The 16,237-nt window shown below is 64.6% G+C and carries 16 protein-coding genes and 1 pseudogene; 10 read left to right on the top strand and 7 right to left on the bottom strand.

Annotated features, from left to right (window positions below; translation table 11 throughout):
* Positions 1-150: 150 nt before the first annotated feature.
* The 10 genes from MCB86_RS04410 to MCB86_RS04455 all read left to right on the top strand — a co-directional run bounded on the left by MCB86_RS04410 (position 151) and on the right by MCB86_RS04455 (position 10,391).
* Positions 151-1,110 carry a PfkB family carbohydrate kinase gene (locus MCB86_RS04410; protein ID WP_239610007.1) on the top strand — a complete coding sequence of 320 codons (960 nt, stop codon included), beginning with the start codon at positions 151-153 and terminating at the stop codon, positions 1,108-1,110.
* Positions 1,103-3,505: a glycoside hydrolase family 65 protein gene (locus MCB86_RS04415; RefSeq protein ID WP_239610009.1), complete on the top strand. Its 2,403-nt coding sequence runs from the start codon at positions 1,103-1,105 to the stop codon at positions 3,503-3,505. Before MCB86_RS04410 ends, MCB86_RS04415 begins: the two co-directional genes overlap by 8 nt.
* 112 nt (positions 3,506-3,617) lie before the next feature.
* Positions 3,618-4,106 carry a Na+/H+ antiporter subunit E gene (locus MCB86_RS04420; protein WP_045160284.1) on the top strand — a complete coding sequence of 163 codons (489 nt, stop codon included), beginning with the start codon at positions 3,618-3,620 and terminating at the stop codon, positions 4,104-4,106.
* The gene (locus tag MCB86_RS04425) at positions 4,106-4,357 is read left to right on the top strand and encodes a monovalent cation/H+ antiporter complex subunit F (RefSeq protein ID WP_045160285.1); all 252 of its coding nucleotides are present in this window, start codon (positions 4,106-4,108) and stop codon (positions 4,355-4,357) included. The genes MCB86_RS04420 and MCB86_RS04425 overlap by 1 nt, the downstream gene beginning before the upstream one ends.
* Positions 4,350-4,646, top strand: coding sequence for a monovalent cation/H(+) antiporter subunit G (locus MCB86_RS04430; protein ID WP_045160286.1), 297 nt, complete (start codon positions 4,350-4,352; stop codon positions 4,644-4,646). Before MCB86_RS04425 ends, MCB86_RS04430 begins: the two co-directional genes overlap by 8 nt.
* Positions 4,639-5,550: a hydrogenase subunit MbhD domain-containing protein gene (locus MCB86_RS04435; RefSeq protein ID WP_239610024.1), complete on the top strand. Its 912-nt coding sequence runs from the start codon at positions 4,639-4,641 to the stop codon at positions 5,548-5,550. Before MCB86_RS04430 ends, MCB86_RS04435 begins: the two co-directional genes overlap by 8 nt.
* Positions 5,547-5,828, top strand: a complete 282-nt coding sequence (locus MCB86_RS04440; protein ID WP_045160288.1) for an NADH-quinone oxidoreductase subunit K — start codon at positions 5,547-5,549, stop codon at positions 5,826-5,828. The genes MCB86_RS04435 and MCB86_RS04440 overlap by 4 nt, the downstream gene beginning before the upstream one ends.
* Positions 5,825-7,249, top strand: coding sequence for a proton-conducting transporter membrane subunit (locus tag MCB86_RS04445; protein ID WP_239610026.1), 1,425 nt, complete (start codon positions 5,825-5,827; stop codon positions 7,247-7,249). The genes MCB86_RS04440 and MCB86_RS04445 overlap by 4 nt, the downstream gene beginning before the upstream one ends.
* Positions 7,246-8,742: a proton-conducting transporter membrane subunit gene (locus MCB86_RS04450; RefSeq protein WP_239610029.1), complete on the top strand. Its 1,497-nt coding sequence runs from the start codon at positions 7,246-7,248 to the stop codon at positions 8,740-8,742. The genes MCB86_RS04445 and MCB86_RS04450 overlap by 4 nt, the downstream gene beginning before the upstream one ends.
* Positions 8,739-10,391: a proton-conducting transporter membrane subunit gene (locus MCB86_RS04455; RefSeq protein ID WP_239610031.1), complete on the top strand. Its 1,653-nt coding sequence runs from the start codon at positions 8,739-8,741 to the stop codon at positions 10,389-10,391. The genes MCB86_RS04450 and MCB86_RS04455 overlap by 4 nt, the downstream gene beginning before the upstream one ends.
* A 230-nt stretch (positions 10,392-10,621) precedes the next feature.
* On the opposite strand, the gene MCB86_RS04460 is transcribed toward MCB86_RS04455, so the two are convergent.
* The 7 genes and pseudogenes from MCB86_RS04460 to MCB86_RS04490 all read right to left on the bottom strand — a co-directional run bounded on the left by MCB86_RS04460 (position 10,622) and on the right by MCB86_RS04490 (position 16,121).
* Positions 10,622-10,975: a hypothetical protein gene (locus MCB86_RS04460; RefSeq protein WP_045160293.1), complete on the bottom strand. Its 354-nt coding sequence runs from the start codon at positions 10,973-10,975 to the stop codon at positions 10,622-10,624.
* A 324-nt stretch (positions 10,976-11,299) separates the two neighbouring features.
* Entirely contained in the window at positions 11,300-11,743 is a 444-nt protein-coding gene (locus MCB86_RS04465; protein ID WP_045160294.1) for a ketosteroid isomerase-related protein, read from the bottom strand.
* Between the two features lie 79 nt (positions 11,744-11,822).
* Positions 11,823-13,220, bottom strand: coding sequence for an ATP-binding protein (locus MCB86_RS04470; protein ID WP_345772237.1), 1,398 nt, complete (start codon positions 13,218-13,220; stop codon positions 11,823-11,825).
* Complete coding sequence (locus MCB86_RS04475; RefSeq protein WP_045160296.1) at positions 13,217-13,894, bottom strand: response regulator; 678 nt, start codon at positions 13,892-13,894, stop codon at positions 13,217-13,219. Before MCB86_RS04475 ends, MCB86_RS04470 begins: the two co-directional genes overlap by 4 nt.
* Positions 13,895-13,964: 70 nt before the next feature.
* Positions 13,965-14,566 (bottom strand): annotated as a pseudogene (locus tag MCB86_RS04480) (hypothetical protein).
* 137 nt (positions 14,567-14,703) lie between these two features.
* Positions 14,704-15,714, bottom strand: a complete 1,011-nt coding sequence (locus MCB86_RS04485) for an SDR family oxidoreductase (protein ID WP_239610033.1) — start codon at positions 15,712-15,714, stop codon at positions 14,704-14,706.
* A gap of 137 nt (positions 15,715-15,851) precedes the next feature.
* Positions 15,852-16,121 carry a hypothetical protein gene (locus MCB86_RS04490; protein ID WP_045160299.1) on the bottom strand — a complete coding sequence of 90 codons (270 nt, stop codon included), beginning with the start codon at positions 16,119-16,121 and terminating at the stop codon, positions 15,852-15,854.
* Positions 16,122-16,237: the final 116 nt, after the last annotated feature.

Here is a 16,237-nt window from a genome sequence, read left to right on the forward strand (position 1 = left end):
AGCCTGCCGAACGATCGAGCGCCGTCCCGCCGGGCCACACGTCACGGCTGACGGACGCGACCTGACTGGACTGCCGCGCTCAGCGAAACGCGAACCCTGGGCGACGGTTCAGGTCCGTTGAAGGACGAGCCTGATTCACCGGAGCCTGTCATGGACCGCCTCACGCTGCTGTCGCTGGGCAGCATTAACGCCGATTTCCAGGTGCGAGTCGATGAGCCGCTTGGCCATCGCGAAACCCTGCTGGCCCATGATCTGTGCCGCCTGTCCGGCGGCAAGGCCAGCAATACCGCCTACCTCGCGGCGGGCTTCGGCCACCGCAGCATCCTGCTAGGCCGAGTGGGTGACGACGCATTGGCCGAGCAGGCGCTTGGGCCGCTGCGCGAGGCTGGCGTTGAGGTGAACTGGGTCGGGCATGCCGAAGGGCGATCCACCGGCGTGTCGATGATCATAGTGCCGCCGGACGCGAAGAAGCAGATCGTCCTGGCCACGGAGGCCAACGACTGCTGGGATGACGCGGCTGCCGACGCCATGGCCGCCTGCATTGACGGATGCGAAACGCCGGCCAGCCTGGTGCTCGATTATGAAATTCCGGGTTGGGTCGTACGACGCGCCATCGAGGCTGCGGCACGCAAGGGTGTGCAGACGGTGCTCGATCCGTCCTTCCCCGTTCGTCTCGAGCGCGACCTGTTGGGCAAGCTGCACGCCATCACGCCGAACCTGGCCGAAGCCGAGGGGTTGGTTGGACGTGCCATCGGCTCGGTAACGGAGGCTGCCAGCGCTGCGCGCGAACTGCAACGGTCAGGCACGCCCATCGTCTGCATCAAGTTGGCCGATGGCGGCTGCGTGCTAGCCCACGAGCAAGAACTGCTGCATATCCCGCCGGGCGAGGTGGAGCCGGTGGACACAACCGGTGCTGGGGATGCCTTCACCGGCGTCTTCGCCATCGCGCTGCTGGAAGGCCGGTTGCCTCGAGAGGCCGCTGCCTGGGGCGTGGCGGCGGCCAACCTGGCGGTCACCGGCTATGGCTCGCAACCGAGTTACCCGGCACGTAAACAGGTGGAGCAGATGGCGAACGGTCTGCTGGAGCGAGCGAGGGCAGTCGATGGGTAATCGGCAGGTGCCATGCAAGCTGCTCTTCGATCATTACGATCCGGCCGATGAGCGCCGCCGCGAGGCGCTGTTGGCCCAGGGCAACGGCCTGTTGTCCTGCCGCGCCAGCGCACCGGAAGCGTCTGCGTGGCCTGCTGCCCGCGAGGGCGATCACTACGCCGGCTTCTATCGCGCCGGCTGGTATGACCAGGCGCCGCGGGAGGTCAACGGCAGCGAGGTGCAGATGGCGGCGCTGGTCAATCTGCCCGATCCCTTCGGACTGAGCTTTGCGCTAGATGGCGGCGATTGGTTCCGCCTCGATGGCGTCGAATTGCATGAGTATCGCCAGTCGCTGGCGTTGGACAGCGGGCTGCTCGAACGCGAGCTGGAATTCGAGCTGGGTGGTCACAGGTTGCGTCTGCATGAAACCCGCTTCGTCAGTATGGCCGCCTCGCAGCTCGTGGTGTTGCGTTGGGAGCTGAATATCCCGCCGCAAGTCGGCCGGCTGCGCTTGCGCACTGTCCTGAACGGCGGCGTCACGAATGCCGCTATCCGGCGCAATCAGGCTTATGAAGGGCCGCGGCTGCGTGACGTCGTGCTGCAGCACGAAGAGGACGGGCGCGCCGCGCTTGGCGCCGGATTGGCCGATGATCAGCGCCGGCTGGTGATGGCCACCCAGGTACTCACGCCGGGGATGGATCTGCGTTGGCAGGGCCGGCAGGCCGAGCAGAGGCTGCAGCAGGAGGCCGAATGCCGCCGTCTCGCTGACGGCCGGTTGATCATCGAGAAACGGGTACTGGTTCGGGTCGATCAGGAGCGGCCGGCGGAGGATCGCGTGGCGCTCGCGCAGCTACTCGAGCAACTGCCGGGCGACAGCTTCATCCATTTGCAGCGGGCGCACAGCACTGCCTGGGCACGGCTCTGGCAACGGATGCGCATCGATGCCGATGACGCGCGGCTCGAGCTGACGCTGCGCTTTCATGCCTTCCATCTGCTACAAACGGTGTCTCCACACAGCGTCGGGCATGACATCGGCTTCCCACCGCGCGGATGGACGGAGGGCTACTACGGTCAGGTGTTCTGGGATGAGCTGTTCGCTTTTCCGTTTCTCGTCACACACTTCCCAGAACTGGCGCGCAGCCTGCTGGATTACCGCCATAGACGCCTGGATAAGGCCCGTGAGCGGGCGCGTCGGGCCGGACTGCGGGGCGCCCTGTTTCCCTGGCGCAGCGCCCACAGTGGCGAAGAGGAAACGCCGCCCCGGCAGTTCAATCCGATGTCCGGGCGCTGGATGGCCGATCACACCTACCTGCAGCGACACATCGGCTCCGCGGTGGCCTACGACGCCTGGCAACTGTACCTGGCGACCGGCGACGAGGCGCTGCTGGCCGGGGCTGCCGGGGAAATCATCATCGAAGTTGCGCGTTTCTGGGCCAGTCTGGCGCGCTTTGACCCGGCGCGGCAGCGCTACCTGATCGGCGGCGTGATCGGCCCGGATGAGTACCACAACGGCTACCCCGACGCCGCCGAGCCCGGCCTGGATAACAACGCCTACACCAACCTGATGGCGGTCTGGACCCTATGCCGTGCGCTGCAGGTACTGGAGCTGTTGCCTGAGTCCCGGGCTGCCGAATTGGCCGATCGGCTGCAATTGACTGCGGATGAGCTCAGTCAGTGGACGCAGATCAGCCGTCGCATGTACCTGCCGTTCATCGACGAGGATGTGCTCAATCAGTTCGACGGCTTCGAGCAGCTGCAAGCGCCGCCGCAGCAGTGGCTGCACGGGGATCGGCCGCGTCTGGATTGGATGCTCGAAGCACGCCACGACAGCAGCGACCGCTACCAGCTGACCAAGCAGGCGGATGCGCTGATGGCTTATCACCTACTGTCGCCGCCGGCACTGGAGGCGTTGTGCGAACGGCTCGGCTATCACCATGACGAAAAGAGCCAGCGGCGCACGCTTGCCTATCACCTGGCGCGTATCACCCATGAGTCGAGTCTGTCCAATGTGGTCTGTGCCGGTGCCCTGGCGGCGGTCGACGGGCCGGCGTCGTGGACCTATTTCCAGCAGGCGCTGAACACCGATCTGCATGCGCCGGGCAACTCGGGGACCCAAGAGGGCGTGCATCTGGGAGCGATGTGTGGCGCGTTGGACGTGTTGCAGCGCCACTATCTCGGGGTTCGCCTGGAACTCGATGGGCTGCACATCTTTCCGGCAGCGCCGCCAGCATTGGGTGATCTGACCTGGCAGTTGGTCTACCGCCAGGCCTGGATCGAACTGCAATTGCGCGGTGGACAGCTGCGGGTGACTTCCCATGGCGACAATCAGCGGTCGGTACCGGTGCAGCACGCCGCGGGGCTGTCGCTGCTTGAACCTGGCCAGTCGCTGCTGGTGCCATGTCGGGTGGACGTGTGAGGCGCGGCATGCGGCCGTCTTGCCGACAACGCAGCGATCCCAGCCAGCGCCAATCTCGACAGAGCGCCGCGGCGACCCTTTCGGAGTCGGCCTGCTGCAAGGAGCAACAGTGATGGTACAGATCGGGATAGGCCGCTGGGTCGATGGGCTGGGTTGGGCGCTGCTCTACGCGGCGCTTTGGGCGCTGTTCGCCGAGGGTGGCGGTTGGGCGCTGGGGGTGCCGAGCATTCTGCTCGCTGTCGCGCTGTCACTTCGGCTTGGTTCGCGGCCCTGGCAGCCCGCCTTGCGGGCGCTGCCGGGCTTTGCCTGGTTCTTCCTCGGGCGCATGACGCTGGGCGCCTGGGACGTGGCGGTGCGCGCGCTGCACCCTCGACGGTCATTGCAGCCGGCCTGGCTCGACTACCGGCTACGCAGCGAATCGCCACGGGTACGGCTGCTGCTGTCGGCATTGGTCGGGCTGCTGCCGGGCACCCTGGCTTCGCGGATCGATGCCGACTGCATGCGCGTGCATGTACTGGATCGACGGCAGCGGTGGGAGCCGACGGTGATCGAACTCGAGGATCGTCTGATGCGACTGGTCGGCGACGGAGACAACCGCTGATGGCGTTGTACTCGGCGCTGTTGCTGCTGACCATCGTCGTCGGCCTGGGCCGCGTGGTGCTGGGGCCGGGGCGGGTGGACCGGCTGCTGGCGATCCAGCTGTTCGGCACGGCCGGCACGGCATTGTTGCTGGTCCTGGCGCAGTGGCAGGAGCAACCCGCACTGCGTGACGTGGCGCTGCTGCTGGGCTTGCTGGCGGCGGTCGCCAGTGCCGCACTGGTGCAGCTGCTGCGACGGAGCCGTCATGATTGATCTGCTGCTGGCAGTGTGGAGCTGGCTGCTGCTGGTTGGCGGCCTGCTTTTCTTCGCGGCCGGTAGCATCGGTCTGCTGCGTTTTCCCGATACCGTCAGCCGCCTGCACGCCCTGACCAAGGCCGATACGCTTGGCCTGGGGTTGGTGATCGCCGGTCTGTCGCTTCGCGCCGACAGCCTGCTGGAAGTCGGCCAGATGCTGTTGATCTGGCTACTGCTGCTGGCCTCCAGCGCCACCGCCTGCCAGCTGCTGGCACGCCAGGCTGGCGAGGAGCCGGACGATGACTGAGTGGCTATTCGACGGCGCGCTCGGCCTACTGTTGCTCGGCCTTGCCTTTGGTGCGCTGCATGGACGCAACCTCTACGCCAGCGTGCTGCTGTTCATTGCCTTCGGCTTGGCGCTGGCGCTGATCTGGGCGCGCCTGGGCGCGGCAGACCTGGCCCTGGCCGAAACGGCCATCGGGGCGGGGCTGACCGGGGTGTTGCTGTTCGCAGCGTTGGCACGCCAACCGGGGCCGGCGGAGCTGCCGGATATCACCCCGGTCCGGAAGCGCCTCGCCGCGTCGATGGTGGTGCTGCCCTTGCTGATCATGCTCGTGCAGGGGCTCGCGCCGATGGCCGATCGCACATCGGCGCTGCCGGCAGCCATTGACCGCGTGTTGCCGCAGACCGGTGTCAGCCATCCGGTCACCGCCGTGCTGCTTAACCTGCGCGCCTGGGACACGCTGCTGGAACTGGCAGTCCTGCTGCTGGCGCTGCTCGGCGCGCGCCAGCTGGGGCCGCGCAGCCTCGATCTGGCTGAACCCTGGCCGCTGTTGCGCGCCTGGGCGCGGGTACTGGCGCCGTTGCTGGTGCTGGCGGCGGGTTACATCCTTTGGCGTGGCGCCAGCGCGCCGGGCGGTGCCTTTCAGGCGGGTTCGTTGCTCGCGGCCGGGGTGGTGTTGCTGCGCTTGTCCGGGCTGCTGCCGAGGTTGCGCTGGTCCTTCGCGCCGCTACGGCTGCTGGTGCTGGGCGGCCTGCTGGTATTTGTCGCCGTGGCCGTCAGCACTGCCTGGCTGGGGGAGGGCTGGCTCATCTACCCGGACGGATCGGCCAAGTACCTGATCCTGCTGGTCGAGGCGATGGCGACCCTGTCGATCGCGGCCAGCCTCAGCTTGTTGGTGATTGGTGACGGCGAGGAATCACCATCATGAGCAGTGCGCTGTTCTGGATGGGTGTCGGCGCCGCGCTCTGGCTGCTCGGGCTGCATGGCCTGCTGACCCTACGCCAGGCGCTGAGGCGGATCATCGCCTTCAATCTGATGGGCAGCGGCGTGTTTCTGGTGATGATTGCGCTGGCAACGCGTAGCCAGCCGAGCGATCCGCTGCTGGTGGCATTGGTGGTGACCGGCCTGGTGGTGGCGGTCAGCGCCACGGCATTGGCTTTGCGGCTGGCTGGGGTGGTGCAGGGCGATGGGGAGCGGCGCCTATGAGCCTGGCGCTCCTGAGCCTGATCCTGCCCTTGCTCGGCGGACTGCTGCTGGTTCTGCTGCAGCCGCGGCATAACGGCCTGTGGGTGATCGCCATCAGCCTCGCCAGCCTGCTGGCCGCGTCTGCCGCACTGCACCAGGCGATGCAACTGGGCCCGCAATTGCTGCACGTCGGTGGCTGGGATACGCCCCTGGCGATCCGCTTCCAGCTGACTCCGCTGACCGCCTTGCTGATGGTGTTTACCGCAGGGTTGCATTTGCTGGTGGCGCTCTATGCCGCGCGCAGCCCGCATGCCACTGGCAGTGAGGATTATTGGCCGCTGTCCTGCCTGTTGCACGTCGCGCTGGTGGCGCTGTGGCTGTCAGCGGATCTGTTCAATCTCTACGTCACGCTCGAATTGCTCAGCCTCACGGCGGTTGCGCTGGGGGCGCTGGCCGGGCGCAAGGCCTACCGGCCGGCGTTCAATTACCTGATGCTGTCGCTGGCCGGATCGCTTGCCTATCTGTTCGGTGTCGCGCTGTTCTACGGCCGCTACGGCGTGCTCGATGTGCTGTTGCTGGCGGAACTGGCCGAAGCGGACGCCAGCACGCGACTGGCGCTGCTGCTGATGAGCGTCGGCCTGATGCTCAAGGCGGCCCTATGGCCGCTGCACCTGTGGCTGCCGCCGGCACATTCCGGCGCACCGACGGCGGTCAGCGCGCTGCTCTCGGCGTTGGTGGTCAAGGGCCCGATCTACATTCTGTGGCTGGTCTGGAGCCAGATCGCCCCGCCGGAGCTGGGCCGCCAGGCGGGTGGGCTGTTCGCGGCCGCCGGCATCCTTGCGCTGATTTCCGGCGGCTGGTCGGCGTTGCGCGCGCCGCGGCTGAAGATGCTGGTGGCTTATTCGACCGTCGCGCAGCTGGGCTATGCGTTGCTGGCGCTGGGACTGTTGTTGCGGTGGCAAGAGCCGCGCATGACGGCGGCGCTGTGGCTGTTCATCCTTGCCCACGGCCTGGCCAAGGTCTCGATGTTTCTTGCCGCGGGTGAGTTGCAGCGGGTGCTCGGCACACGTCGGGTGCGCGCGCTGAAGGGCGCCAGTCAGAACATGCCGGTGGCCATGGCGGCTTTCGCGGTGTCCGGCGCCAGCCTGATCGGCTTGCCCCCCAGCGGCGGATTTCTCGCCAAATGGCTGTTGCTGCAGCCGCTGTTCGAGCAACCGCAGCACTGGCCCTGGGCCTTTGGCGTACTGCTCGGCACGCTGATGTCGGCCGCTTACGTGTTTCGCGTGGTGGCGCTGGGGTTCGATCGCGCCAAGCCGAATCCGCCGAGTGTCGTGCCGGACCGCCTGGCGCAATGGCTGGCCATGCTGCCGGCCCTGCTGGTGCTGAGCCTGGCGCTCATCAGCGAACCGCTGCTGCTCTGGCTTGGTGGGGTGGCGCGATGAGCTGGACCAACTGGCTGCCGTTGACGATCGTGCTCAGCTCATTGCTGCCGGGACTGCTGATATTCACCCTGCGCGAAGACCAACAGCGGACCCGAGTGGCGCTCAACCTGTGCGGAGTCGGCGTCAAACTGGTGCTGGTGGGAGCGATGATTTACGGGGTCAGTCGCGGCCTGGAGTTTCGCTTCAGTCTGCCGTTCCTGCCCGGCGCGCCGCTGGTGTTGCAAGGCGATGCGCTGTCGCTGCTGTTCGTTGCGCTGTCCTCGGTGCTGTGGATGGCGACCACCGTCTACGCCATCGGCTATCTGGAAAAGTCACCGCTGCGCTCGCGCTTCTTCGGCTACTTCAGCCTCTGCGTCAGTGCCACCGTGGGGCTGGCGCTCGCGGGAAATCTGGTCAGCTTCCTGCTGTTCTACGAGATGCTGACGCTGGCCACCTTCCCGCTGGTGGTGCATCGCGGCACGCCCGAAGCGCTGCGCGCCGGGCGGGTCTATCTGGCCTACACGGTGGGCGGCGGTGCGCTGGTGCTGATGGGTGTGGCGCTGCTGCATGGGCTGGCCGGTGGACAGGATTTCCAGCCCGGCGGCTATCTCCTGCAGGCGGTGGGCGAGCACGGTCTAACGCTGCGCGTCGCCTTTGTCCTGTTGGTCGCCGGGCTCGGCGTCAAGGCGGCGCTGATTCCGCTACATGGCTGGCTACCGCAGGCGATGGTGGCGCCCGCGCCGGTCAGCGCGTTGCTGCATGCAGTGGCGGTCGTCAAGGCCGGCGCTTTCGGTATCGTCCGGGTGGTCTATGACGTGTTCGGCGCCGAGGCGCTGTTAAAACTGGACATGGCCGGGCCGCTGCTCTGGCTGGCCGCGGCGACCATCCTCCACGGCTCGTGGCGGGCATTGCAGCAGCAGGAACTGAAGAAACGCCTGGCGTACTCGACCATCAGCCAGGTGTCTTACGTGACCCTTGGCGTAGCGCTGCTCGGGCCGATTGCGGCGGTCGGTGGCCTGGTGCATCTGGTGCATCAGGGCCTGATGAAGGTGACGCTCTTCTACTGCGCCGGCAATTTCGCCGAAACCTTGGGGATTCACCGCATCCGCGAGATGGATGGCGTGGGCCGACGCATGCCGCTGACCATGACCGCCTTCAGCATCGGCGCCCTGGGTATGATCGGCATTCCGCCGATTGCCGGTTTCGTCAGCAAGTGGGCGCTGGGGATGGGCGCACTGGAGGTCGGCCAGGACTGGGTGCTGCTGGTGCTGATGGGCTCGGCGCTGCTCAATGCCGGCTATTTCCTACCGCTGCTGTGGCGCGGCTGGTTTGCCGCCCCGGCCGACTGGCATGAAGACAACTGGCGCGAGGAGCGCTGGGAAACGCATTGGATGTTGTTGCTGCCGGCGTTGTTCACCGCAGCGCTGTCGGTGGTGGTCGGGTTGCTTGCCGGCACCGCGCTAAGCCCGCTGGGCTGGGCGCAGCTGATCGTCCGGCGGGAGTTCGACATATGAGTTCCTGGCTGTGGCTCCTCGTCCCGCTGGCTCCATTGCTGGTCGGCTTGGGCCTGCTGATCTGGCGCGAGCGGGCCCTCGGCTGGCTCTGGCTCGGTTGTGGGCCGGCGCTGGCGATGGTCGTCTGGCCGATGCCGACGCTGGATCTGCCAATGCTCTGGGAAGGCGTACGCTGGGGGGCGGATGATGAGCTGAGCCGCGCCTGGCTGGGCTTCACAGCGCTACTCTGGGGATGCGCCGGGGTATTTGCCGTCAGCAGTCAGCGGGACGACCCCAAGCGAATGCGTTTCTGGACGTTCTGGCTGCTGGCGCTGTCCGGCAACCTGCTGCTGATCATCGCCACCGATGCGCTGAGCTTCTATCTCGGTTTCAGCGCCATGAGCCTTTCCGCTTACGGATTGATCGTGCATCAGGGCGGCCCGGGTCCGCGCCGTGCCGGACGGCTGTACCTGCAACTGGCGATCTGTGGCGAGATGGCACTGTTGGCAGGGCTGATGCTGCGCAGCCATGCCGCCGATGGCGACTTTGCCTTTGCCGCCTGGCGGACACTGCCGATTGATGGTCTGACGCTACTGCTGTTGCTGATCGGCCTCGGGCTGAAAGCCGGGTTCTGGCCGCTGCACGTGTGGCTGCCACTGGCGCACCCGGCGGCGCCGGCACCGGCCAGTGCGGTGCTCTCCGGGGCAATGCTCAAGGCGGGCTTTCTCGGCCTCTGGCGCTGTTTGCCGGAAGCGGATCCGTTGCTGTCCGGTTGGGCCGACGGGCTGCTTGCCGTCGCTATTTTCGGCGCCCTCTACCCAGCACTGCTGGGCCTCTGTGCAGGTAAAGCCAAGGCGGTTCTGGCCTATTCCTCGGTCAGCCAGATGGGCTATCTGCTGATGCTGCTGGCGCTGGTTTGGCGTCACCCGCAGCAAGTGCAGGCGCTGACTATCGTGCTGGTTCTCTACGGCGTGCACCATGGGCTGGCCAAGGGGGCGTTGTTTCTCGCGGCCGGCCTGATCCATGCCGGACGGCTGCCCCGTACCGGCTGGCTGCTGCTGGCCGTGCCGGCACTGGCGATCATCGGGCTGCCCTTGACCAGCGGCGGGGCGGTGAAGACGGCACTGAAGGAGGCCTGGCACGGCGGTTCGTTCGAGGCCTGGCTGCCCTGGTTGAGCCTCAGCAGCCTGACCACCGCTCTATTGCTGACGCGCGCCCTGTGGCTACTGCGCCGAGATGCAGCAGATGCGCCGCCGTCGCGGCCGCCGTTGGCGCAGCTGTTGCCCTGGGCACTGCTGAGCGGCCTGGCGCTGCTGCTGCCCTGGTTCTGGCCCGCCTTGCGTGCGCCCATGTTGCATGGCGTTTATCCAAGCGGCGTCTGGTCTGCGCTGTGGCCGCTGCTGTTGGCGCTCACGTTGGCGATGCTGGCGTTGCGGCTCGGCTGGAACGTCCCGTCACGGCTGGCTGCCGGTCCGAAGCTGACGCTCTGGTTATCGCTATGGCTCAAGCGGCTGCTGCAACGGCCGCCCTTGGTGGTGCCGAACGCGAACCCGGATCGGCCCCGTTGGCGGCGGCGGGAGCGACGCTGGAACCGCTTGTGGAATACCGGCACGCTCGCCATCAGCGCCTGGTTGCTGATGGCGCTGCTGTGGTTGGGATGGTTGTGGTGAGTCTTCTCACTATACGGGGGATGATGGGCATCCTTTTTTCATAATGTGACAAACTTGCTGAAGGCAACATTCGTTGTTAGGCCGATAACTATGTTTCGTTGCCGCTACGTTAGTTGCATATTCCTATGGCTCTAAATTCTATAACCCTAAAGTAATTATGCGTTTCAAAATGTTAATAACGCATCCGCAATAAAAAAGGCGCCAACGGCGCCTTGAGTGAATCGTTTGTTTCATGTCCGTCCCAAGTGGGTTCGGTCACTGCCATCTTCTGCAAGCAGCTGACCCAGCGGCGTACGGTCGAAACCATCGTCCGCCAATCGATCGGCGTGTGGAGTCAGATCGAAACCGTCCTCGGCAAGCTGTTCGCCAAGTGGGGTAAGATCAAAGCCATCTTCTGCCAGTTGTTGCCTTAGCGGCGTGCGTTCGGAGCCGTTTTCCACCAACGTGCGATCGCTCTCAACATGCTGGCGCACGGTGTCGCTGTCATGAGCTTCACCCAGCAGGGGTTGCGGATGGCTCGGCGGAACAGCGAAGGCGGTGGAGGCGGCGCTCGCCAGAATCAAACTTGCAAGTAACGTTTTCATAAGTTGTCCTCGGTAGGAGCTAGGTACGGGCCTATGCTACGGGCGAGAACTACATGGGCAAACGCGAGCGTATCAATAGTGAACATCGACAGTCGTGATAAATCGATTGATCTTTATATATATCGATTCGGCTAATTATATAAATCGATCGAGGCGATAGTTAAACGAGTGGCCGAATTAACTGAATTGCGCTGTGTACGTTTCTTTTAATTAGGCGAGAGAGGTTTATAGCGGCTATGCATGCGAACCGGAAGCGGATCGCGAAACCGAGGCGAAGACTGCCACGAAGGGGATAAAGCGTCGGGTTGTGGTTGACCGTGTCAGTCAGGGCAGGGCTTTTTCAGCGTAGGTGCGTGTCGGCAGTCCGAGCTGAGAGCGGAAGCTTTCCATGTCGAACATGGTGCAGATGTCGCGAATCTGCCCGCTCGGTGTCAGGGTCCAGAACGCCATGGCCGAGATGCTCAAGACCTTGTCGCTGGGCGGATATCCCAGGGCTGGATTCTCGATGGTGCCGATCAGCGTGCTCCAGGTGACCACTTTGTCGTCCTCGGCGATGCAGTCCTCTATCACCACTTCGAGATCGGGCATGGCGGTGCGGATCTGCATGATCATCGCGGCGAACTCGGCGCTGCTCAGGGGATGGCCAACGAACGAGCTCTTGTAGAGAAAGTCCTTGCTGTGGAACTGCTCGGCGAGGGCCATGTGGCCGCGGTTCCAGGACAGCTCGATGTGTTTGCGAACCAGCTTTTTATTGTCGCTCAATGACATTTCGATCATCCGTTGCGCGGCGGTGGTTCTACTGTAGCAGCCACTGGCGACGGGCAGCCACCGCATGCGCTTCGGCAAATCAGTCGATAGGCAGACTAAGCCTGAACGCAGCGCCGCCCAGGCTGGAATCGTCGAGCCGGAGCTCACCGCCATAGCTGTCGAGAATGTCCTTGACCACCGCCAGGCCGATACCCTGGCCGGGGTGCTGGGCATCCAGACGTTCGCCGCGACGCAGGATACGTGCGCGTTGATCGACCGGCACGCCTGGGCCGTCGTCTTCGATGCTCAGCCACAGCCGATCAGCGTCCTGCTTCAAGCTGACGCGCACCTGATACAGGCAGAGGCGGTAGGCGTTTTCGAGCAGATTGCCGAGCAGTTCCATCAATGCACCCTGCTCCAGCGGTAGGGTCGCATCCTGCGGCAGCTGCAGGTCGATCTGCACCCGCTTGTCCTGGTAGACCTTGTCCAGCGTGCTGCACAGCCGTACCAGCAGCGGATGCAGAGGGACTCGGTGACGCACCAGGCCGCTCTGGCCCAGGCTCGCACGTTGCAGCTGATAGCCGATCTGTTGGCTCATTCGCTCGATCTGCGCATGCATGACGCGGGCTTGCTCGCGATTGCCCGGCTGCGCGCTCATCACCTCGCCCACGCTCTGCAGCACGGTCAGCGGGGTTTTCAGGCTGTGCGCCAGATCGCCGAGCGAGTTGCGGTACTGCTCACGCTGGCGGCGCTCGCCGACGAGCAGTCTGTTCAGTGACCGGGTCAGACGCAGCAATTCTTTTGGATGCTGTTCGCTGAGTCTGTCCAGCCGGCCGGACTCGACCTGATCCAATTCGTGGCTCAGTCGCCTCAACGAACGGAAGCCCCAGGTCAGGCCCAGCCAGAGCAGCGTCAGCAACACCAGTAAGCCGCCGCCCAGCCACAGATAGAGCTGTTGGCGGAATTCCTCGAACAGGCTGCGGTATTCGCTGGTGGGCTGCATGGTGACGAAGCTGAACGCCTGGCGCGGCTCATCGGTCAATCGCAGCTCGACGTCGTAGACGAAGTACTCGAGGCCATCGGCGTCTCGTACCCGTTTGAACTCCGTGAGGTCGCCGCCCGGGCGCGGCTGGTAGTCGATGCTTTCGTCCTCGGCCGAGCGCGACTGCCAGAGCCGCTTGCCTTGCGGGTCGAAGATGTAACCGAGCAGCTTGGCGTTCGGCAGGTTGAATTCCTCGTCCGGCAGCCGATCGGGCATCACCAAACGTCCATTCTCCAGGTGCGATGCGGTAATCAGGGTATTGGCATCGGCAGCCAGACGCTCCTCGATGACGCGTTCGAAGGCGAGGCTAAATGCCGCTTGCAACACCGGAAGCAGGGCCAGCATGAACAGAATGGCCAAGCAGGTGGCGCCGAGCATGAGCCGCAGGCGCAGCGACAGGCTGCCTCGACGGGAGGTACGCGCCAACACCCGCCAGCGGCGCCAGCGCCGACTCACCGGCAGCGCTCGGTAAACAGATAACCCAGTCCGCGCACGGTATCGATCGGTTTCAGTCCGCCGTGGGCTTCCAGCTTGCGGCGCAAACGACCGACCAGCACTTCGATGACATTGGCATCGCGCTCGTTGTCGTCCGGGTAGAGCTGCTCCATCAGTCGCTCTTTCGCGACTACCTGCTGCTGGTGGCGCATCAGGTATTCAAGAATGCGGTACTCGAAGGCGGTCAGTGCCAGCGGCTCGTCGTTGACCAGCGCCTGCTTGCGGTTGAGGTCGAGCCTCAGCGGGCCAGCCTCGATGCTGGCCTGGGTAAAGCCGGACGAGCGACGCAGCAGCGCGTTGAGCCGTGCCTCGAGCTCCTCGAACTGGAAGGGTTTGACCACGTAATCGTCGGCGCCGGCGGCGAGTCCTTCGACCTTGTCCTGCCAGTTGCCGCGCGCGGTGAGGATGAGGATGGGGAAGCGCTCGCCATTGCTTCGCAGCTGCCGGATCAGGTCTAACCCGCTGATATCAGGCAGCCCGAGATCAACTATCGCCAGATCATGGTTGTATTCGCGGGTCTGATACAGCGCCTCTTCGGCATTGGCCACCGCATCGACGATATGGCCGCTTTCGCTCAGGCGAGTCAGTAGGTGGTGGCGCAGCAGCGCCTCGTCTTCCACCACCAGCACTTTCATTGATTACTCCCGTCATGAAAACGGCCGGGACGATCCCGGCCGTGGCTCTTCTTGAGGCAAACCGTGCGGCTTAGAAGTGATAATTCACGCCGAGGTAGGCCTGCTTGCTGCTGTGCACATCGATCGACCCGACCTTGCCAACGCCACGCTCGGACACCTCGGTGCCGGCATTGCTGCGCAGGTAGCGGTAGCCGGCCTCGATTGACGCGTTACTACCGACCTGCTGCAGCACGCCGGCTTGCAAGCCGACCAGGTAACCGATGTCGCTGTCGCGGCGGTAACCGCTGGACTCGTTCTCAAGCTTGGTCACACCGGCACTGGCACCGCCGAACAGGCGGGGGTATCGCCCACCGGCAGAAACAGGTCGTAGCTGCCGATCAGGTTCTGCTGGCGTAGCTTGAGCGAGCTGCCGTAGTCGTCGGAGACGTTTTCGTAGGTGGCATAGTAGCGCGCTTCGTCGGTCATCTGACCGGCACGGACACCCCAGGTGCCGCTGTTCTTGATGATGTCATCGAAGCGATCCGGGCCCATGTTCTGTTTCAAAGTGCTGGAACGGTCGACATTGACCGTGCTCTCGCCCCAGGTGAGACCGGCGAAGTTATCGGCGGCGTGGGCGCCAAGGGTGAACAGGCTCAGGCTGGTGGCGATGGCCAGGGTATGCAGTTTGTTCATGTGTCGCTCCTTTGCAGGCATGGATAAGTCACGTATCCATCCTGCTTGCGACCCCCTGAACCGCGCCTGAACCCTGGCTGAACCTGAGCTGAACGACCGAGAAAAACGGCGCAGCGGGCGCGGCGCCGTCCAATTGATCAGCGGCTGCGGCGCCCTAGCAAGGCGACCAATGCGGCGGCGCCTACCGCCACGGCCGCCGTGGTTGCCACCGGGTGTTGCGTGGCGCGGGTATAGAGGCTGCGCGTCAGCACTCTGCCGGGATAGTCTCCGCTGGCCTTGCCGTCACCCGCTCGACCGACGTCGCCGGCGTACAGCGCGCCGTCGCGGTGGCGGTCCGGGCGGTCGCTCTGAAGGGCGTCGTAAACGAAGGTGCGGTTGACCCAGTCGGCCAGTCGCGGCGCATTCTGGGCCAGCCTCGACAACAATTTGGCATTGCCGATATAGACGTCGCGTTGCGGGTGCTCGGCTGCATGCAGAATCGCCCGGGCAACCACCTCTGGCGCATAGACCGGCGGTGGGAAGACCGGGGCGCTGGGGAGGTAATTCTTCGAGTGATCGATGAACATCGTATCTGTGGAGGAGGGCCGAACCAGGGTCACAGAGATCGGTGTGCCGGATTTCTGCAGCTCGACCCGCAACACGTCTGTCATGGCCTTGATCGCGTGCTTGCTGGCGCTATAACTGCTATGAAACGGCAGAGCATTGGCGGACTCGACACTGCCGATGTTGATCAGCGCACCGCCCTTGTCGCGCAGATGCTTCACCGCGATCGAGGAGCCGTAGTGGGTGCCCCAGAAGTTGGTCTGCATGACCTGCTGGTGATCGGCGTCGCTGACCTCGTCGAAGCGTCCCCAGACCGAGCTGCCGGCGTTGTTGATCCAGGTGTCGAAACCGCCAAAACGGGCAATGGTCTCGCTGGCGACGCGTTCGAGCTGCGCGCGATCACCCACATCGGCCATCACGTGCAACACGCGGTCGCTCGCATTGAGGTCGCGCTCGATATCCGCCAAGGTCATTTCGTTGCGTGCGACCAGCACGACGCGGGCACCTTGCTCGACGGCGAGGCGGGCGGGGGCCAAGCCGATCCCGCTCGAGGCTCCGGTAATGACGATGACTTGTTCGTGCACGGGTTTGAGAGCAATGCGCATCGGGATCTCCTCGGATAGCGGTGATGTGGGTTGGCTCGGTAGAAGCCATATCGCCGCTTCCGGTTCCGGGCAAGCGATGGATGGCAGCGGCAACCGTAACGATCGCCGTGCTAAGCGCTCGCTGTGCGAGCAGACGTTCAATCGAGGCGGATGGTGGTCCCTGCTGGCAGATGTTTGATCATTCGATTGCCTTCGAGCAGGCTGCCGATCTGATGGACGTTGCGGACCTTCGCCTCCGTCGGCAGTTGCAAGCTGATGCCGTCGATGGGCTCGATGGCATTAAGGCTGATAACGATCGCGGACTCGTCGCGTTCGACATCCAGGCTCAGCTGATCACGAGCAGCCCACCACTGGCCTGCCGAACCAAGCGAGGGGCTTGAGGCGCGGCATCCAGCGCAGCCAGACATCTATCGAGGGTTCGTAGCCATTGGCATAGCGGCGATAGCTTTGATCATTGCGGTCGCCATGGGCGCGCATGATGTAAGAACCGGTTATGGACCGTACGGGTAAACCGTGCCGGCGT

The sequence above is a fragment of the Pseudomonas sp. KSR10 genome, from assembly GCF_022355455.1.
Taxonomy (GTDB): Bacteria; Pseudomonadota; Gammaproteobacteria; order Pseudomonadales; family Pseudomonadaceae; genus Stutzerimonas; species Stutzerimonas stutzeri_E.